The 18,952-nt window shown below is 62.6% G+C and carries 17 protein-coding genes and 1 tRNA gene; 14 read left to right on the forward strand and 4 right to left on the reverse strand.

Translation table 11 applies throughout. From position 1 onward, the window contains the following. Positions 1–99 precede the first annotated feature (99 nt). The 4 genes from OIS53_RS07900 to OIS53_RS07915 all read left to right on the forward strand — a co-directional run bounded on the left by OIS53_RS07900 (position 100) and on the right by OIS53_RS07915 (position 7,386). Positions 100–2,658, forward strand: a complete 2,559-nt coding sequence (locus tag OIS53_RS07900; RefSeq protein ID WP_413775182.1) for an Ig-like domain-containing protein — start codon at positions 100–102, stop codon at positions 2,656–2,658. Positions 2,659–2,777: 119 nt separating this feature from the next. Beyond that, the gene (locus OIS53_RS07905; RefSeq protein ID WP_264681855.1) at positions 2,778–4,820 is read left to right on the forward strand and encodes a glycosyl hydrolase family 8; all 2,043 of its coding nucleotides are present in this window, start codon (positions 2,778–2,780) and stop codon (positions 4,818–4,820) included. 376 nt (positions 4,821–5,196) lie between these two features. Further along, positions 5,197–6,399, forward strand: a complete 1,203-nt coding sequence (gene sucC / locus OIS53_RS07910; protein WP_264681856.1) for an ADP-forming succinate--CoA ligase subunit beta — start codon at positions 5,197–5,199, stop codon at positions 6,397–6,399. 153 nt (positions 6,400–6,552) lie between these two features. Beyond that, positions 6,553–7,386 (forward strand): transglutaminase-like domain-containing protein, encoded by an 834-nt coding sequence (locus OIS53_RS07915; RefSeq protein WP_264681857.1) that lies wholly within the window; start codon positions 6,553–6,555, stop codon positions 7,384–7,386. 76 nt (positions 7,387–7,462) lie between these two features. On the opposite strand, the gene OIS53_RS07920 is transcribed toward OIS53_RS07915, so the two are convergent. Further along, positions 7,463–7,978, reverse strand: a complete 516-nt coding sequence (locus tag OIS53_RS07920; protein WP_264681858.1) for an Ohr family peroxiredoxin — start codon at positions 7,976–7,978, stop codon at positions 7,463–7,465. Between the two features lie 138 nt (positions 7,979–8,116). On the opposite strand from OIS53_RS07920, the gene OIS53_RS07925 reads away from it, so the two are divergent. Together OIS53_RS07925 and OIS53_RS07930 are read left to right on the forward strand one after the other, a co-directional pair. Further along, a tRNA-Arg gene (locus tag OIS53_RS07925) sits at positions 8,117–8,188 on the forward strand. A gap of 410 nt (positions 8,189–8,598) precedes the next feature. After that, positions 8,599–9,090 (forward strand): fasciclin domain-containing protein, encoded by a 492-nt coding sequence (locus OIS53_RS07930; protein WP_264682321.1) that lies wholly within the window; start codon positions 8,599–8,601, stop codon positions 9,088–9,090. Positions 9,091–9,181: 91 nt separating this feature from the next. On the opposite strand, the gene OIS53_RS07935 is transcribed toward OIS53_RS07930, so the two are convergent. Beyond that, the gene (locus OIS53_RS07935; protein ID WP_264681859.1) at positions 9,182–9,463 is read right to left on the reverse strand and encodes a GNAT family N-acetyltransferase; all 282 of its coding nucleotides are present in this window, start codon (positions 9,461–9,463) and stop codon (positions 9,182–9,184) included. 175 nt (positions 9,464–9,638) lie between these two features. Between OIS53_RS07935 and OIS53_RS07940 the strand changes: the two genes are divergently transcribed. The 4 genes from OIS53_RS07940 to OIS53_RS07955 all read left to right on the forward strand — a co-directional run bounded on the left by OIS53_RS07940 (position 9,639) and on the right by OIS53_RS07955 (position 12,067). After that, positions 9,639–10,205 carry a hypothetical protein gene (locus OIS53_RS07940; protein WP_264681860.1) on the forward strand — a complete coding sequence of 189 codons (567 nt, stop codon included), beginning with the start codon at positions 9,639–9,641 and terminating at the stop codon, positions 10,203–10,205. A 30-nt stretch (positions 10,206–10,235) separates the two neighbouring features. After that, positions 10,236–10,508 (forward strand): hypothetical protein, encoded by a 273-nt coding sequence (locus OIS53_RS07945; protein ID WP_264681861.1) that lies wholly within the window; start codon positions 10,236–10,238, stop codon positions 10,506–10,508. Positions 10,509–10,751: 243 nt separating this feature from the next. Continuing rightward, positions 10,752–11,573, forward strand: a complete 822-nt coding sequence (locus OIS53_RS07950) for a universal stress protein (protein ID WP_264681862.1) — start codon at positions 10,752–10,754, stop codon at positions 11,571–11,573. Between the two features lie 233 nt (positions 11,574–11,806). Beyond that, positions 11,807–12,067 carry a SemiSWEET transporter gene (locus OIS53_RS07955; RefSeq protein ID WP_264681863.1) on the forward strand — a complete coding sequence of 87 codons (261 nt, stop codon included), beginning with the start codon at positions 11,807–11,809 and terminating at the stop codon, positions 12,065–12,067. A gap of 46 nt (positions 12,068–12,113) precedes the next feature. On the opposite strand, the gene OIS53_RS07960 is transcribed toward OIS53_RS07955, so the two are convergent. Further along, complete coding sequence (locus OIS53_RS07960) at positions 12,114–14,255, reverse strand: TonB-dependent receptor family protein (RefSeq protein WP_264681864.1); 2,142 nt, start codon at positions 14,253–14,255, stop codon at positions 12,114–12,116. A gap of 194 nt (positions 14,256–14,449) precedes the next feature. On the opposite strand from OIS53_RS07960, the gene OIS53_RS07965 reads away from it, so the two are divergent. The 4 genes from OIS53_RS07965 (at position 14,450) to OIS53_RS07980 (ending at position 18,156) form a co-directional block, all read left to right on the forward strand. After that, on the forward strand, positions 14,450–15,178 hold the full coding sequence (locus OIS53_RS07965; RefSeq protein WP_264681865.1) for a hypothetical protein: 729 nt from the start codon (positions 14,450–14,452) through the stop codon (positions 15,176–15,178). Positions 15,179–15,345: 167 nt separating this feature from the next. Further along, a complete protein-coding gene (locus OIS53_RS07970; protein WP_264681866.1) occupies positions 15,346–16,557 on the forward strand; it encodes a PQQ-dependent sugar dehydrogenase in 1,212 nt (403 codons plus the stop codon). Positions 16,558–16,829: 272 nt separating this feature from the next. Beyond that, positions 16,830–17,627 (forward strand): cation:dicarboxylate symporter family transporter, encoded by a 798-nt coding sequence (locus OIS53_RS07975; protein WP_264681867.1) that lies wholly within the window; start codon positions 16,830–16,832, stop codon positions 17,625–17,627. Next, the gene (locus OIS53_RS07980; RefSeq protein WP_264681868.1) at positions 17,608–18,156 is read left to right on the forward strand and encodes a hypothetical protein; all 549 of its coding nucleotides are present in this window, start codon (positions 17,608–17,610) and stop codon (positions 18,154–18,156) included. Before OIS53_RS07975 ends, OIS53_RS07980 begins: the two co-directional genes overlap by 20 nt. Before the next feature lie 183 nt (positions 18,157–18,339). On the opposite strand, the gene OIS53_RS07985 is transcribed toward OIS53_RS07980, so the two are convergent. Further along, positions 18,340–18,801 carry an energy transducer TonB gene (locus OIS53_RS07985; protein ID WP_264681869.1) on the reverse strand — a complete coding sequence of 154 codons (462 nt, stop codon included), beginning with the start codon at positions 18,799–18,801 and terminating at the stop codon, positions 18,340–18,342. Between the last annotated feature and the right edge of the window lie 151 nt (positions 18,802–18,952).

Raw genomic sequence — 18,952 nt, forward strand, 5'->3', positions numbered from 1 at the left:
GGTGCCGTTGCTATGCCCGTAGCGCAACGTTCAGGTAAGCCGGACTCTGCCGGGCTGCTCTTCCGCACCTTCTGCATGTTCACCCAAACACACAACCATATGAAAACACTCTTCACTACGCACCGGGGTACCAGCCTTGCTCCACCCGTTCGCAGCAACCGATTGGTTGCGCTACTCACGCTGTTACTGGCATTCTTTGCCCATCACGCCTTTGCGCAAACCGCCTGTGCGCCGGCCTGGAATTCTTCCGCTGTTTACTTGAACGGTGCGCAGGTTTCCAAGGATGGCAATAACTACACGGCCAAATGGTGGACCCAGGGCGAAGACCCCGTTGCCAAAAGCTGCCCCGACTGTGTGTGGCGGCTGGTGGGCCCCTGCGGCACCGGCTCACCCAATACCCCGCCCTCGGTAAGCCTGACCGCCCCGAGCAACGGCGCTTCCGCTACGGCGCCGGCTACCATTACTATCGAGGCCAATGCCACCGATAATGTTTCGGTGGCGAAAGTGGAGTTCTTCAACGGCACCACCAAACTGGGTGAGGACACCTCTGCCCCCTACACCTACAGCTGGGCCGCCGTGGGGGCGGGCACGTACTCCATTACGGCCCGCGCCACCGACAACCAGGGCGCCACGGCCACCTCGGCGGCCGTAAGCGTGACCGTAGCCAATGCGCCAAGTACCGCACAGGCCATTCCGGGCACCATTCAGGCGGAAAACTACGCGGCTATGTCGGGCATCGACACCGAGCCCACTACCGACACCGGCGGCGGGCGCAACGTAGACTGGTTTGAGACCGGCGACTGGGTGGAGTATGCTGTCAACGTAGCCACGGCCGGTACCTACACCGTCGGTTTCCGGGTGGCCAGCGCCACGGGCGGCGCCACCTTGCAGCTGCGCAACAGCGCCGGCACCAGCCTGGGCAGCGTGAACGTCGAAAACACCGGCGGCTGGCAAAATTGGGTGACGCGCAGCACCACCGTGACGCTGCCAGCCGGCGCCCAAACCCTGCGGGTGTACGCCGCCGCCTCCACTGGCTGCAACCTCAACTGGATATCTTTTGCTACCGGCAACACCACCAACCCGCCACCTACGGTCAGTTTCACGGCCCCGGCTACCGGCGCCACGTTCACGGCCCCGGCCAGCATCACGCTGCGCGCCAGCGCCTCGGACGCCAACGGCAGCGTGAGCAAGGTGGAGTTTTTCAACGGCACAACCCTGCTGGGCACGGCCACGGCTGCGCCCTACACCTATACGTGGACGGGCGTAGCGGCCGGCACCTACACGCTCACGGCCCGCGCCACCGATAACCAGGGCGCCACTTCTTCGGCTACCGTTTCCGTTACGGTGAACAGCGGCGGTCCGACGACCAGCGGCCTGCCCTCGCACATCATGTCGGGCTACTGGCACACCTGGAACGGCGGGGTTCCGTTCATCAGGCTCCGCGACGTGAATGCCGGCTGGGATGTCATCAACATTTCCTTTGCCGAACCGGTAGTTCCCGGCAGCACCGACGGCCGAATGAAGTTTGTCATCAGTGGCCTGACGGTCGACTACACCACGGCCGACTTCAAAGCCGATGTAAAGGCCCTGCAAAGCCGGGGCAAGAAAGTGGTGCTGTCCATTGGCGGCTACGAAGGGTTCTTCTCGCTGGGCTCGGCCGGGGCCGTAACGCAGTTTGTGAACGACATCAAGGGCATTGTGAACGAGTACGGCTTTGATGGCATCGACATTGACACCGAGCAGTCTTCTGTCACGTTCAACGGCGGCGCGGACCCCGATTTCAGGAATCCGACTTCCCCGAAAGTCGTCAACATGATTTCGGCCATCCGGCAAATCGTTGACGCGTATCCTTCGACCTTCATCTTGTCGTGGGCGCCCGAAACGTTCTACTTCCAGATGGGCCGGCAGTGGTACGGCGGCAGCAACGGCAACGTGGACACCCGCAGCGGCGTGTACATCCCGATGATTCATGCCCTGCGCGACCGGACCACCTACGTGCAGGCCCAGCTCTACAACTCCATGCAGATGCAGGGCAACGACGGCGTGATGTACTCGATGGGCACCGTGGAAGGCATCGTGGCCATGACCGAAATGGTCATCCAGGGCTTCACCGTGGGCGGAGGTCCGCTTTTCCCCGGCTTGCGCCCCGACCAGGTAGTTATTGCAGTGCCGGCTTCGGCGGGCGCCGCGGGCAGCGGCCAGATTGCCAACGCCGGGTTGCAGGAAGCCTTCCGCCGGGTCAACAGCAAATATCCGGGGCTGCGCGGCATCATGACCTGGTCCATCAACTGGGATGCCTACCAGAACAACAACTCGTTTGTGACCAGCAACGGCGCGTTTCTGCGGAGCCTGCCCACCTTCACATCGGCCCGTAGCCAGGCCGGCACCCGCGCGGCGGCGGGCAGCAGCACGCTAGTCGCCGAGTCGACGGTGTATCCCAACCCGGTGCTGGCCGGCAACCGGCTGGCCGTGGACCTGGGCGCCCAGTACCGCACGGTGCGGGTGGTCTTGACGGACCTGGCCGGCTACGAGCTAGCGGCGTACGACCTGCGCCACGTGCGCCGGGCCGAGCTGGTGTTGCCAGCCTACAAAGGGGTGGCGCTGCTGCGCGTGGAGGCCGACGGCCACATCACCACCAAGCGGATTTCAATCAACTAGCGGCCGGAGCCGTGGGTAGCTGCTAGCAGAGAGGGGGCCTTGTTGCGCAGGGCTCCCTCTTTTGCTGATGCTTCAAGCGGTTTCACTTCTTTCCAACCACCTCTACACCTTCTTCAGCTATGAAAACTACCCACCGGCCCAAACGGGCCGCCCGCCCCCCACGAACGGCGGGCAGCCGTGCTCGGGTGGCTTACTCCGGCCACGCCAAGACCCTGACCAGAAGCCTGCTGCTGATGCTGGCCTTGCTGGCCGGAGTGCCCTGCCGGGGCGTGGCGCAGAACAAGCCGTTTCCGCAGCAGCTGACGTATCCGGGGTGCATCAAACCCAACCACGTACCGCAGGCCACGCTCAACGCCGACGTGCTGGCCTACTACACCTACTGGAAAGGCAAATACCTCAAGCAATCAGGGGTGAATGCCGCGCACTACTACGTGGCCGCGGGCAGCACCGGGGGCAGTGCCAGCGCCGTCAGCCAATCGGAAGCGCACGGCTACGGTATGGTCATTACGGCCCTGATGGCGGGCGCGGACCCCAGCGCCAAAACGTACTACGACGGCTTGTACCGCATGTACGACACCCACCGCAGTGTGAACAACCGCCACCTCATGCAGTGGCAGCTGTTTGCCGACGGGCGCAGCGCTCCTATTGGCTCGGCTACCGACGGCGACATGGACATTGCCTACTCGCTGCTGCTGGCGCACTACCAGTGGGGCTCGGCGGGTAGCATCAACTACCTCGACGCCGCCCGGAAAATGATTACCAATGGCCTCGAAGCCAGCTGTGTGTACAGCAGCACGCTGCGCTTGGGGCTGTCGGATGACCCGACCAGCGACTTGCTGAGCACCCGGCCCTCCGACTGGATGTTTGACCACATGCGGGCGTTCCGGGCGCACACCAACCGGGCTATCTGGGACCAGCTGGCCGCCAATCTGTACTCGGTTTACAACACGATATACGCTAACCACTCGGCCAACACCGGGTTGATTTCGGACTTCGTGATGTATGACCCGCCCCGGCCCGCGCCTCCGGGCCAGCCGCAGGCCGACGAGGGCAGCACCACCGGCGACTATTACTACAACGCCTCGCGGGTGCCGCTGCGGCTGGTACTAGACCTTGCGCACTACGGCACTGCGGCGCCCAAGCCGTTTCTGAGCAAGATGGTGGCGTGGGCCAAAACCACCACCGGCAATGACCCGACCAGGCTTCAGGCGGGGTACAAATTGACCGGCGCTCCGCTTCCCGGCGCCAACTACCCATCGGCCGTGTTTATTTCGCCCATGGTGGCGGCCAGCGTCATTGACCCCGCCAACCAGCAGTGGCTGAACAGCGGCTGGAACTACATGAAGGCCGCCAAGGAGGGTTATTTTGAAGACAGCTACAACATGCTGTGTGTGCTGTTCGTGTCCGGCAACTGGTGGGTGCCCACTGCCACAACCGCTCCTGCCAACCAAGCTCCGTCGGTTGCGCTGGCGGCGCCGGCTACCGGGGCCACGTTCACGGCCCCGGCCAGCATCACGCTGCGCGCCACCGCCACCGACGCTGATGGCACGGTTGCCAAAGTAGAGTTCTTCCAGGGCAGCACCAAGCTGGGCGAGGACACGAGCAGCCCGTACACGTTCAGCTGGACCAACGTGCCGGCCGGCAGCTACTCGCTCACGGTTCGGGCCACTGACAATCAAGACGCTACCACCTCTTCGGCGGCCATGACGGTGACTGTAAGTGGCGGCAACTCGTGCACTGCCCCCGCGTGGTCGGCCACGGCCGTGTACGTGAGCGGCAACCAGGTGGCGCGCAATGGCAGCCTGTACACGGCCAAGTGGTGGACCCAGGGTGAAGACCCGACTACCGCCAGCTGCCCCGACTGCGTGTGGCGGTTGGTGGGGCCCTGCGGCGGGGCTCGTTGGCAGGCAAGCGCCGGCGCGGTGGTGAGCGTGTACCCCAATCCGGCAGCCGCCCACCACCGGCTCACCGTGGATCTGGGTACTATTCGTCCGGAAGCGCAGCTGGTACTTACCGACTTGCAGGGCACCCAGCTAGCCACGTACTCTTACCACCAAGTGCGCCGCGCCGAACTGCCGCTGCCCGCTGCGTCCAGAGGCCTGTTGCTGCTGAAAATAATTACCGGGCAGGAGGTTGTTGTTAAGCAGGTTGAGGTCAGGTAGGCGGCGTTTGAGGAAGCGGTGTGCTACGTAGAGCACGGCCAGCTGCTATGAGCTGCCGGACGCCTAGGCAGCGGTTGGCGCTCCGCTATTGGTTGGCTGGCCGATGTAGAGACGCGCCCCGTCTGGCCTCTCGACAGGTAGCGTCGTCAACTCTTACAGAGGCTATGGCGCTGCTACCGTGCAAGGAAGGTGAAGCAGGCCCGGTTGTAACACTGGGCCGGAAGCGGCGTGGCGCAACCAGCCGGCACGCTCCGCCGACGGCGCACACCGCCGGGCCTGTTCGTATCCCCACCAATTTTCCCTACTTTCGCAGCCAGAAACGCTAGGAAAGCGCAGCTAAAACCCACCCCCAACCCAGACCTCATCACTGACCTCTATGAACATTCACGAGTATCAGGGCAAAGAAATTCTGAAGCGCTACGGTGTGCGCGTGCAGGAAGGCATCGTGGCTGACACGGCCGAGGAAGCCGTAGAAGCCGCCAAGCAGCTGACCGAGCAAACCGGCACCAGCTGGCACGTCATCAAAGCCCAGATTCATGCCGGTGGGCGTGGCAAAGGGGGCGGGGTGAAGCTCGCCAAAAACCTGGACCAGGTGCGGGAGCTGGCCGGCAACATCATCGGTATGCAGCTCGTGACCAAGCAAACCGGCCCCGAAGGCCGCAAGGTGCACAAGGTGCTCATCGCCCAGGATGTGTACTACCCCGGCCCCTCGGAGACCAAGGAGTTTTACATGAGCGTGCTGCTGGACCGCGCCTCCGGCCGCAACGTCATCATCTACACCACCGAGGGCGGCATGGACATCGAGGAAGTAGCCGAGGCGCATCCCGAGAAGATTCACAAGGAGTACATTGATCCGCGCGTGGGCTTGCAGGGCTTTCAGGCCCGCAAAATTGCCTTCAACCTGGGCCTGGAAGGTGAGGCCCAAAAGGAAATGGTGAAGTTCGTATCGGCCCTGTACAAGGCCTACGACGACACCGACTCGGCCATGTTCGAAATCAACCCCGTGTTGAAAACCTCGGACAACAAGATTATGGCCGTGGACGCCAAGGTAACTCTGGACGACAACGCCCTCTACCGCCACAAGGACTTCGAGGCCCTGCGCGACACCAACGAGGAAGACCCGCTGGAAGTGGAAGCCTCGGCCTCAAACCTGAACTATGTGAAGCTCGACGGCAACGTGGGCTGCATGGTAAACGGCGCCGGCCTAGCCATGGCTACCATGGATATCATCAAGCTCTCGGGTGGTGAGCCGGCCAACTTCCTCGACGTGGGCGGCGGCGCCAATGCCCAGACCGTGGAAGCCGGCTTCCGCATCATCCTCAAGGACCCGAACGTGAAGGCCATCCTCATCAACATCTTCGGCGGCATTGTGCGCTGCGACCGGGTGGCCAATGGCGTAGTGGAGGCCTACAAGAACATCGGCGACATTAAGGTGCCCATCATCGTGCGCCTGCAAGGCACCAACGCCGAGGAAGGTGCCCGTATCATCGACGAAAGCGGCCTGAAGGTGTACTCGGCCGTGCTGCTGAAAGACGCCGCTCAGAAGGTGAAAGAAGTGCTGGCAGCGCAAGGCGCTTAAGAACCGAGAAATAGAAAGTAAAAATTGGCTGTTCAACGATTCCTAAGTGGGGCGTTGAACAGCCAATTTTTATTTTAGCAAGACAGAGCTGTACAATTCGGCATGCGGGCAGGCGCCTGGCTGGCTTAGCTTCAACTCAATTATACCTTGCTTATGAAACTCTTGCTTGCAAGCCTGCTGGTTTGGAGCTTGCCACTCGGTGCGGCAGCGCAGCTTTCGACGCCAACTGAAGCGCTTTCCTTCGCCGCCGAACCTGATGCGCGAGGTCCGTTCTTGTTTCAACGGAGCACGCCCGCCGACGACTACCTGACCGCGCTGCGCACCACGTATCGCCTGGATTCGGTGGCAGCGGGCGCAACCACCGACTTGGCGCGGGTGCAGGCGTTGTGCGCGTGGGTGAGCCGGCAGTGGAAGCACAACGGCACCAACGAACCCAGCAAGTCCGACCCGCTCACCATTCTGCGGGAAGCTGCTCAGGGCAAACAATTTCGGTGCGTGGAGTACGGTATTGTGCTGAGCGGGGCGCTGGCGTCGTTGGGAATACCGGCGCGGGTGCTGGCCCTGAAAATGGCTGATGTGGAAACGCGCAAAACAGGCGCTGGCCATGTGCTGACCGAAGTGTGGTTGCGCGACCAGCAAAAGTGGGTGCTGGTAGACGGGCAGTGGGACGTCATTCCGTTTTTGAACGGAGTACCACTCAATGCCGTGGAGTTGCAAAAGGCATTGGCCGAGCGGGCGCCGGGCTTTACGGTCCAGTCGCCGCGCGGCACTACAGCCCAGAAATACGCCCGCTGGATTCAACCGTACCTCTACTATTTCGACATCAATTTTGACCAGCGTTTCGGCACCAAAACCGAACGAGGTGCGCTAATGCTAGTGCCGGCCGGAGCCAGCAACCCGACGGTGTTTCAGCGCAAATACCCACTGAAACACCTGACGTACACCAATTCGGTAGCCAGCTTCTACGCGTCGCCGGTGAAGCAGTAAAGAGTAAGCGCTGGGCCGTTCGACCACCTTCCACTGGAAAGTTGCTGAACGGCCCAGCGCTTATTCTTTACTTAACTTAGACAGATGCGGCGTTCTGCGTTTCCTGCACGCCGCCTTTGTCGGCTACGCCGGCGTTTTCCTGGGCATCTACCGAAATAGCCTCGCCTTGCACGCGCAGCTCCACTTCCATGTTGCCGCGGGTACCCACTGAGTAAGGACAGATTTTGTGGGCCTGGCGCACCATTTCGATGGTTTTCTGCTTGTCGAAAGATTTCAGGTCCACGTCGAGGATGGCGGCGAGGCCGTAGCCTTCCCCTTCCTGGAACAAGGTTACGCTGCACTTGACGGAGGTTTCGGGGTCGAGCCGGTCGCCGGCACGCTGGGCAATGACTAGCAGAGCCTGCTGGAAGCAGGAAGAGTAGCCAGCTGCAAACAGCTCTTCGGGGTTGGTGGCGCCTTTTTTGCCGCCAAGGCCTTCGGGCACCGACATGTCGAGGTCGATGATGCCGGTGCTGGAGCGGACATGGCCGCTACGGCCGCCAACGGCTTGCGCTTCAGCGGTGTACAGGTTTTTCTTTTCAGTCGTAGCCATATGCTATGGATGTGAGGTTCAGAGTATGCTAGGGTAAACTACTTTCCAGGGGCGAAGGTTACGCTCGGCATTTCCAAGAAAATGGCGCTCCGGGTTTGGCGGCCCTAGTTTTTCTGTCTAGTTTTGCCGCTCACTACCGGTGGCGTAGTACAACGGATAGTATGGGAGTCTCCGAAGCTCTTGATCCAGGTTCGATTCCTGGCGCCACCACACCTTGAACCCTTCAGCGGCTCGCTGAAGGGTTTTTTGTTGCACCAGCGGGGTAAGTAGCAAAGCACAAGGACGAGTTTACGGATGGTGAAATCTTAACGCCAAGAACCTTCGTATATGGCCCAGTTCTCTCAACTTTTGCATTTCAACCCCCCTCTCCCATGAACAAGTATCTGCTCTCTACGCTGGCTTTGTCGTTTGCCCTATCGGCTGGCTCAGCCACCACCGCTCTGGCTCAGGGCCGCACCAAGACCAAATCGGACGACGAAAAAACCAAAGTGAAAGAAGACGGCATGACCACCAAAACCAAGGTGGAAGATGACGGCAAAGTAAAAGTGAAGGCGGAAGCCGCCGACGGCAGCAAGCTGAAATCCAAAACCAAGCCCCGGGAAGGCGAAAAAGGCCGTGGCATGAGCAACGCCAGCATGGGCGCCTCGGCTGGGGTGATGGTGGGCGGCGCCATGATGACGCCCGACAAGGACATCGTGGACAATGCAGTTAACTCGTCGGAGCACACCACGCTGGTAGCGGCCGTGAAAGCCGCTGGCCTGGTCGAGACGATGAAAGGCGCGGGTCCTTTCACGGTATTTGCCCCCACCAATGCTGCTTTTGACAAGCTGCCCGCCGGCACCGTCAACACGCTGGTGATGCCCGAAAACAAGCAAAAGCTCACCACCATTCTGACCTACCACGTAGTGCCCGGCCGCCTGATGGCCAACGACCTGAAAGATGGCCAGACGCTGACCACCGTAGAAGGCGAAACCCTGATGGTGCACCGCAAAGGCAACACCGTAATGCTGCACGACGCCAAAGGTGGCATGGCCAACGTGACCATTGCCAACGTGGTATCGAGCAACGGCGTCACGCACGTTATCGACGCGGTGCTCATGCCCACCAAGTAAGCTTGTAGCCTGCCACTAGGCAGCAGTAAGTGCATAGAAAAAGCCGGTCTACGCGTGGTAGACCGGCTTTTTTGTGATTAGCGGAAGTTGCTTACGCGGCCAGCAAGGACTGGTATTCGGGGTGGCGCTGCACGTAGCCGGCCATAAACTCGCAGCTGGTGCGCACCCGCAGCTGCTGGTCGCGGGCGTAGGCCAGGGCGGTGCGGGCCAGCTCCTGGGCTACGCCGCGGCCGCGCAGCCCTTCATCCACGTAGGTGTGGTTGAAGTCGATGACGCCGGGGGCCGGCAGGCTATAGGCCAGCTCGGCCGTGTACCCATTGCGCGTTACTGAAAACTGCTGCTCGTCGGGCTGATGCATGATGGAAGAGGACATGGGAAGGAAGGTAGGGCAGGGTGAAATAAGGTAATCAGGCGTAGGGCAGTATACGGCCGCCACATTTTTTGGCTGCCAGCTTAACCGTAAACCGGCCGGCCTGCGTATGCAGGGGCACTGCCGACGCCACAGGGTGTCGGCGGTAGCGTATTCCCCACTTCATTTTGCCTGTATCATGTCTGCTACTTCCCCCACCAACAACTTTTCCGGTGACCAGTCCGGCAACGAAAACGGCGACAACCAGCACGCCCCCAACCGCCGCGAGGGAGACCAGCCGGTGGCGGGCCAGCAGGCCGGCGCCGACGCTGCCGTGCCCAACACGGCCTCTGGCACCCCTCAGTACGGCGACTTCGGCCACGCTCCTACTTCAGCCACTTCCGCCCAACAGAGCACGCCCGCGCAGCCTTCGTTTAACACCTCTAGCGCCGAGGGAGCGGCGGCGCCGTCGGTGGCGTTTCCGGAGCAGCGCGGCAGCGTGCCCCAGAACCTGGACCCCGCCGGAGCCCGCCGCGTAGCCGACGCCGAGTACGAGGAGCAGCGCGAGGGCTGGGCTAAGGACGACCCGCGCTACGGTGGGGGCACCCGCAACTGGGCCACCAACGAGCCCGCCAACCGCAGCACCGGCCCCGCCAACGACGACTACGACTCGGAGCGCGACAACCCCAACGACGGCAGCAACGACAACCCCGACGAGTTCAGCTCCCTGCGGCCCGACGAAGGCCGCGGCATTCCCGGCAAATAAGCTTTTCGCCACCTCTTTACTAGTTACCTTATGGCTACCGAACCCAACCAGGACCCCGCCGCTGCCCTCGACCCCAACTCCGGGGTGAACCTAACGGAGGAGCAGCGCAAACACCGCGAGCAGCTGTACGGCTACAAGCGCGACGAAGAAGGTACCCTCGACACCTCAGCCCGCCTGGAGCAGGAAACCATTGGTATTCCGACGGACAGCCGCACCACCGGCCCCGACCCGGACTCCGAGTCCCGGCCCGATGAGCTGCTGATTCCGGGCTTCAATAACCCCATCGACGACAACAACCGCTAGCTCTCAGTTGCCTAAAGGCGGCAGAAGCCCCAGTGAAAGCCCCGGCTGCGCATCAGCAGTCGGGGCTTTTTGCGCAGCTGGGCTACTGGCCACAACTACGCGGTGGCTTATCTGCGCACCAGTGATTTGGGGGGCGGCGGCCGGCCCTGGCACGGTCCGAATGTAGCGGCAAGCCGCATTTCGTCGTATACTACTGCTGCAATCTGCCCTTCCTCTCCTCCGCCTCACTCCTACCTTTCGCCCATGCCTGCTCCCTTCCTCGTTCTGGCCGACTTCACTCCGGCCGCCGACAATGCCTTGGCTTACGCAGCGGCGCTGGCCGCTACGCAAGGAGCACCGCTGGTTTTGCTCCACATTCGCCGCGAATCCCTGCTCGACCCGGACGCCTTCACCGGCAGCATTCGCCACCTGAGCGAGGGGCAGGTGGCCGCCGCCCTTGCCGAGCGCACCCGCACGCTACCAGTGCCCGCAACGGTGGAGTCGGCCGTGGATGGGATTGAGGCAGCCGTGGACGACGCCGTTCGTCGCCATGCCCCGGCGCTGGTGGTGCTAGGCAAACCCGACACCGAATCGACGCCCGACGAGCTGGTGAGCAGCACCACGCTAAAGCTGCTGCGCGCCACGCGCACGCCCCTGCTCGTGGTGCCGGCCGGCAGCACCGCCGCGTCCGTACCGCCCCGCCGCATCACGCTGGCCGCCGACAACGAGCCGTTTGACCTGAAGTCCCAGTTGCAGGGAATGCACGAGCTGCTGAACCACTTGCAGCCCCAGCTGACGGTGCTTCATGTGGCGGCTCCCGAAGACGACGACACCTGTGTTCCGGCCCTGCAAGCGGTACAAGCCAGCGGCCTGCTCAACGGCCTGCCCGCGGCCCAGGGCCACAGTGTGCGCCACCGCCGCCTGCCCGAGGGCATTTTGCAGGGCGCTGCCGATACCCGCGCCGACTTGCTCCTGCTTATTGCCCGCCGCCGCAGCTTTCTGGGGCAGTTGTTCAACCGCAGCGTCACCGCCCAAGTTATCCTGCACGGCCGCCTGCCCATCCTGCTGCTGCCGGCGTTGGACTGAATGGAATGAATAAATGATTGCTGTTGGCGACGACGATGCTATCTGACAACCAATCCGCCGCCAGACTGAGCCACGTAGCCGGGCGCATGCTGTGTAATAACATGGCCGGCGAAGAAGACCTGCACGACCTTGGCACCATCCCGGCCATTTGCCAAGCTGCCCGCACCGGCGGGAATGCAGCTTAAGTGCGCTATATGCTTGCAGCTTGCGGCTACCAGCGTGTAGCTTTCGGTATGGATGCTTCTTTGATTTCAGCGTTGGGCCTGCTGGCGGCTTCGCTCACAACTATTGCCTACGTGCCCCAGGTGGTGCAAACGTACCGGGCCCGGTCGGGGGCGGGTTTGTCGCTGCCCATGTTGCTGCTGTTTTCTACCGGGGTGCTGTGCTGGCTGCTGTACGGCTTGCTGCGCCACGACTGGCCGGTGATTCTGGCCAACGCCGCCACCCTGTCGCTGACCGTGCCCCTGCTGCTGATGAAGCTGCGCTTCAAATAGCCTCTGAGCCGCTACAGGCGCGGCCGGCGTGCGGGGCAGCTTCGCGCTATAGTGCCACGGCAGCCTGCACGCCGCCGTAGAAATTGCGGCCGGGCGCGGGCTGAAAGTAGCGGCCGCCGAAGGCGTTGAGGTCGTTGCCGAGGCTGTAGCGGCGGTCCGTGGCATTTTCCACGCCCCCGAACACGTCGAGGCCCAGGCGGCCCAGGGTGCGGCGCCAGCCGGCGCGGCTGCCAAGGGTCCAGTAGCCGGCGGCGTACTCGGTATTGGCGTCGTTGAGGGGCAGGCGGGCTTGGTGGTTGATGGTGGGGTTGAGGTAGACCCCCCGCGCCTGGCTGAAGTCGAGGCCGGCGGTGAGCGTGTGCGGGGCGGTGCCGGTGAGGCGGTTGCCGCTGAAATCCTGCCCGCCGCTTTCGTAGCGCCCGAAACGGTAGTGGTTGTAGGCGTAGCTGGCCCAGGCCCGCAGGCCGTACGTGCCAGCATCAACCGCGGAGCGGGCAGCTTGCGGCTTGGAGCGTGGAGCTACCATCTGCCACAGCCAGGCACCCACGGCGGCTTCCAGGCCCCGCTGCCGGGTGGTGCCGGCGTTGCGGAACAGCTGCACGCCCTGCTCGTTGGTGTAGCTGGTAATAGTCTGGCGCTGGCGCAGGTCGTAGAGGGCCAGGTCGTAGGTTAAGCGCTGCTGCCAGAGCTTGCCCCGGGCGCCCACCTCGTAGCTGGTGCCGCGCTCGGCCTGCAAGGCCCGGTTCAGGGAGCCATCCGAAGGCCGGATTTCCTCGTCGGTGGGCGGCGAGAAGCCGGTGCTTACGCTGCCGTACACGGCCAGAGTCGGCCCAAATTCGCGCAGCACCGCCACCCGCGGGGCCAGCTGGGGCCGGAAGTCGCGGCGCAGCTCGTAGCCCTGGGGCCGCGCCGCCGCATCCGACACCCGGCCGATGCGGTAGCGCAGGCGGTTGTAGCTGGCCCCCACGGTCAGCAGCAAATCGGCGGGCAGCTCGTAGTCGGCCTGGGCAAAGGCAAAGCCGGTGCTGGTCCGGATTTCATCGTCGTAGCGCAGGGGGCCGGGCGTGCCGGCGCGGTTCTGGTAGTTGCGGGAGTTTTCAAAGCCGGTCTGGCCCTCGGCGCCGGCTTGCAGGCGCAGGGTGCGGCCGGCCAGGGCCGTACGGTAGCTGGCCACTACGCGTCCGCCCCCGCCCAGCAGGGTGTTGCGCTCAATATCTATCAGAAACGGCGTGCGCACCACGCTGCCCGTGCCGTATAGTGTGGAAGCCAGTTGCAGCCGCTCCGAGAAGCGCACCGTGTGGGTGCCGCCCACCAGGGCCGTGCGCGAGGCGTAGCCGGCCCGCTGCTCCACGGTGCCCGGCGCGGTGGCCGTGGCGGGGCGAGCCTGACGGGGGTTCTGCTCGAACTGGGCGCGGGTGAGGCTGCCCGGAATCTGGTAGTCGAGGTCGGTGTAGAGCAGGTGCAGGGCCAGGGTGTGCCGGTCGGCGGGCTGCCACTCCCCGTCCAGGGCCAGCACGCCGCGGCGCAGGGCGCTGTTTTGGCGGTAGCCGTCCTGAAGGGTTTGGCGGGCATACTGGGCCCGTACGTAGCCGGTGGCGGTACCCTGCTCCACGGCGGCCGTGGTGCGCCGCAGCCCGAACGAGCCAGCTGTGAAGCCCACCTGGGCGCGGGCTTGGCCGGGAACGGGGCGGCGGCTTTCCAGCAGCACGGCCCCGCCGGTGCCGGCCCCGTACACGCTGCCCGCTGGCCCTTTTATCACCTCCAGCCGCCCAATCAGACTGGGGTCGAGCAGGTTGAGGGGTGTGGTGCCCCCGGCCTCGGTGAAGGGCAGGCCCTGGTAGTACACCTTCACGTTGCGCACCCCAAACGGCGAGCGGAGCGTGCTGCCCCGCACGCTAAGGCGGTAGCTGGCCGTGGCCCGCTCCTCCAGGCGCACCCCCGGCAGCGTGTTTACGGCTTGGGTCAGGGCGTTCTGCGGAAACCGTTCCAGCACGGCCGCGTCTATCACGCCCACGGCCGCTGCGGTGCGCCGCAATGGCAGCTGCTGGCCGTAGCCCGTCACGGTGGCTTCGGACAAGGCTACGGGCTGGCGTAGAGTATCGGGGGCCAGGGCCGAAAGCGGCGGGGGCGTTTGGGCCAGGACAGCCGCGGGCAGCATCAGAAAGGAAACGACAAGGCAAGGACGCATCAGCATACACAAGGAGTTGAGGAGGCTAACCGCAAAACAGCCTTGCGGGTTAGGTTGAGCTGCCATGTAGCGCGGGCTTCCGCCCGCCGCTCGGTGGTGTCGTAGTAGATGGCTGCCTTGTGGGGGCTGCGGCTTACAAGCCGCGCTACTTCCAGCTCTGCCGCTTATTTTTCAGCTACTATTCCTACTGTGCTATGCTTTACATTCCAATCCCCCGCCGCTCCCGCCGCCGCTTGCTGTTTCCGCCGGGTCTGCTGGCGCTGGCGTGGCTGCTGTGGCTGGGCTGCGCGGCGCTGCCGCAGATGCGGGGGATGGAGCGAACTTATGTGCTACAAATAAGGATACCTAATTCTAGTATTTGCAATCTGTTTACAAACAACCCTTTAATTACACGAGAAGGCATTGATCCTTTCTGTTACTCGCAGAAAAGATTGGACAGTCTATTCAAACTTAATGGTTACAATCTGTTTTTGTCTGGCAACTTATGGCAAGACTATTACCATTACCGATTAGCCAGCAACCTGGCCGTCCAACCTACCAATAGGGACATTTATATCCGATTACATTTTCCTCAAATAACTACTTATTCCCATTTCGTGCAGTTTTTTGATCAGCTGACGGTGAATGATTTAAATCATTATTGGTGTGACATGCGCCAAGATTCAATTCTCTTACATATAGTCAACCTAAGACGATACCATGTTAGAAATACGAATGCGTTCCTAGATACAACTCGACTAGCACCCATATTGGGGTGCGGAACGGCTGTTGATATTGAAGGTGGGAGGCAACCACGCATCGTGCTTACTTTAGAGAAGACGTTATCGACCCTAATTCTCTCCCCCGACTGGCGCAATTCTACGCTGCTGTTGCTGCTGATGGGTCTTTTGTCGCTGAGGCAGTTGCGGCGTCATGGGTTGTAGAGACGCGACAGTTGGAGTCTCCCCGTTGAACGACACCGCCTGAACAAGCGTGCAGACGGCGTAGACGGCGAGACGCAAGATGTTGCGTCTCTACACCTATTACAACGCCCAATGACAACCTCAACCAATAAAACGCAGTTGAACAGATTTTCCCATTCTGTTCAGCTATGCACCTGCTTTCAACCTCCCTCGCAACTTCCTTCCTGCTGCTCGGCAGCCTGGCCGCTTCAGCCCAAAACGAGTACAAACAGACCGTGAAAGACGGGTACGCCGTCAACGTGTTTAAGCCCCAATCCGTGGAAGCCACCGACGCCCGCGTGGCGGGGCTGAAGGTGCCGGCGGGCTTCACCGTCAGCAAGTTTGCCGAGAAAGTGGGCAAGCCGCGCATGCTGGTGGTAGCCCCCAATGGCGACGTGTACTTCTCGGACCGCGACCAGGGCACGGTGACCCTGCTACGCGACACCAACCGCGACGGCCGCGCCGACCAAACGGTCGAAGTAGCCCGCCGCCCCGACCTGCACGGGCTGGCCCTGCAAGGCAACCGGCTCTACCTCACCTCCATCCGGGAGCTGTACGCGGCCGACATCAAGGCCGATGGCACCTTGGGCGAGCTGAAAACCATCTACCAGGACCTGCCCGACGCCGGCCAGCACCCCAACCGCACCATGCACTTCGGGCCCGACGGTAAGCTCTACCTCTCCATCGGCAGCACCTGCAACGCCTGCGACGAGCGGAACAAAGAGCAGGCTACCCTGCTGCAAGTAAACCTTGACGGCTCGGGCCGGCGCGTGTGGGCCAAGGGCCTACGCAACACCATCGGCTTCGGGTGGCACCCGCGCACCCAGGCCCTGTACGGCTTCGACCACGGCATCGACTGGCTGGGCGACGAAGACCAGCGCGAAGAGCTGAACCAGCTGCGCGAAGGCGCCGACTACGGCTGGCCCTACGTGTACGCCGACGGCAAAATTCCGCCCCATCCCCAGCCCGCCAACGAAACGCCCCAGCAGTACGCCGCCAAAACCGCGAAGCCCGTGCAGCTCTACGACGCCCACGCCGCCCCGCTGGATATGCTGTTCTACACCGGCAGCCAGTTTCCGCAGGCCTACCGCCACGATGCCTTCGTGACCATGCACGGCTCCTGGAACCGCGCCCAGCCCAGCGGCTACAAAGTGGTGCGGGTGCGCTTCAACGAGCAAGGCCAGCCCACCGGCTTCGAGGATTTCCTGACCGGCTTCCTGGTCGACAACAACAAAGCCCAGTTCGGCCGCGTCTGCGGCCTGGCCCAGCACACGGATGGCTCCTTGCTGATTACGGACGACTCCAACGGCATCATCTACCGCGTGGCGTATGCTGCGCCAAGTGGCAAGAAGCGCGGGTAGGACCTCACCCCCTAGCCCCCTCTCCAAAAGAGAGGGGGAACTAGTTGCTAGTTTGCTAGAGCTAAAAGTTAGCTCCCTTGCTCAGCTGAGGAGGTACCAGGGGTGGTTGATATTGTTAGAACGTCAGCTAAAAACTAAAAGCTAGAGCCCCTCTCTTTTGGAGAGGGGTTGGGGTGAGGCGAACTAGAGAAAGCCAGAGCCTACTCCCTTTTCAGAAAGCAGCCAGCGTGAGAAACGAACTACCGCTATTTTGCGGCTTGTTCGCGCTAGGCATGAAAAAACTCTCCCGCAACCTGACCGTGCAGGTGCTTACGGCCATTGCCCTGGGTATTCTGGTGGGGGCGCTGTTTCCGGCGGTGGGGGCCAGTCTGCAGCCGGTGGGCGACGTGTTCGTGCGGCTCATCAAGATGCTGATTGCGCCCATCATCTTCCTGACGGTGGTGCTGGGCATGGGGAGCATGGGCAGCCTGCGGCAGGTGGGGCGCGTGGGTGGTAAGGCCCTGCTGTACTTTGAGCTGGTGACGACGCTGGCCTTACTCATCGGGGTGATGGCGGCCAACCTGCTGCAACCCGGCACGGGCATCAACACCCGCGGCGTAGCCTCGCAAGCTGCCGCCGCCCAGCAGTACGCCCGCCAGGCCGCTGGCATGGACTGGGGCGCCTTTTTCCTGCACATCATCCCAGAAAGCTTCGTGGGCGCCTTTGCTCAGGGCGACGTACTGCAAGTGCTGGTGGTGGCCGTGCTGGTAGGGCTGGCCCTGAGCCGCACCCCGCCCGCGGGCCGCGCGGCCCTGCTGCCGGCTCTGGAGCAGCTCAGCCACTTGTTTTTCGGGGTGCTGGGCCTGGTCATGAAGCTGGCTCCGCTGGGTGCTTTTGGGGACTTGGCTTTTACCATCGGCACGTACGGCCTGGCCGCCCTGCTGCCTCTGGCTAAGCTCATGGGCACCGTCTACATCACCATGGCTGTGTTTGTGTTTGGGGTGCTGAGCGGCATTGCCTACCTGTACCGGTTTAGCTTGTGGCGGCTGCTTACTGCTCCGATTTTTCCGTATGCCTACTCTCTCCCCTGACCTGCGCAAAGCCCTGCTGCAACTGCCGCAAAAAGAAAAAGACCAGCTTCTCACCCGCCTCGTGGCCCAGGATGCCGTCCTGACTGAGCAGCTCAGCTTCCGGCTGCTGGAAGGCGACGATGCCCTGGAGCAGCGCCGCCTGCGCCTGCGCCAGCAGATTGACGACCCCGTGCGGGGCTTTCACCAAACCCCCAACGACCTACTGGTCATTGTGCGCCAGCTGCACGCCCGCCTCGCCTACCACGCCAAAATCACGGGCGACACCCTGGGCGAGTTGGAGCTGACTATCCGGCTGCTGCTGCACGTGTTTCGCCACCAGCCCGAAGCCGTAGCCCGCCTGCACGGCCCCACCCAGCCCCTGCTCCAGCACCTGGCCCGCCGCACCCAGGAAGTGCTGCGCCAAGCCGATAAGCTCCACGAAGACTACCACGTAGAATTCGCCCAGTCTATCAACGAGCTACTGACCCTGCTCTACGCCTCCGCCGCGGCGCCCCTAGCTAGAGAGCTAGGTGTTCCGAGGCAGTGGTGAGTAGTAGAGGTGGTGAGTAACAGAACAGTCATGCTCCATCTGGCGTCCGCTTGTCGAAGCATCTCTCCCGCTTCGTTGCAGGTGTACGTTTTGATGCTGACAATTGAGATTAGTTAGCGGTAGAGATGCTTCGGCTGCGCTCAGCATGACATTCTTCCTGTTACCTGTCACCTTCTCACCATCTCACCGCAACGCCCGAAACTCGATAGGCAGGGCGTAGGAGACGCGGATGGGCTGGTCTTGGATGGTGCCCGGCGTCCACCAGGGCATAATGCGGACCAGGCGCAGGGCTTCCTCGTCGAGGCCGTAGCCGACGCCTTTGATGACTTCGGCGTCGCGGATGCGGCCTTTTTCGTCCACCACGAAGCGCACGTGCACCTTGCCGGAAATGCCCTGCTGCAAGGCCTCCTCCGGGTACTTGGTGGAGCTGCGCAGAAACTTCTGAAAGCCCGCTTCGCCGCCCGGAAACGACGGCATCACGTCGGCCGTGAAGTACACCTGCACCGGGGCTGGCGCGGCAGCAGCGGCGGCGGTGGGTTCGGGCTGGAGGCTGGTATCGGCCAGCACCACGGCGGGGCCACTCTGGGCGTGGGCGGCACTCCAGCACAGCAAGCAGTTGAAAACCAGAATGTAAAAACGCAGCATAGACCGGGATTAGTGAAGGGACAAACAAAGCTAGTTGCCCGGCTCAGCGCCATGGTAAAGCCTACGTGAAGCTTGCGTTATGCCTGTGTTGCCCGTGCAAGCAGGTATCCTTTAAGCACAAAAAGCAGTACACAGAAGAGTCATTTCCCCT

It is taken from the genome of Hymenobacter sp. YIM 151500-1, from assembly GCF_025979885.1.
Classification (GTDB): domain Bacteria; phylum Bacteroidota; class Bacteroidia; order Cytophagales; family Hymenobacteraceae; genus Hymenobacter.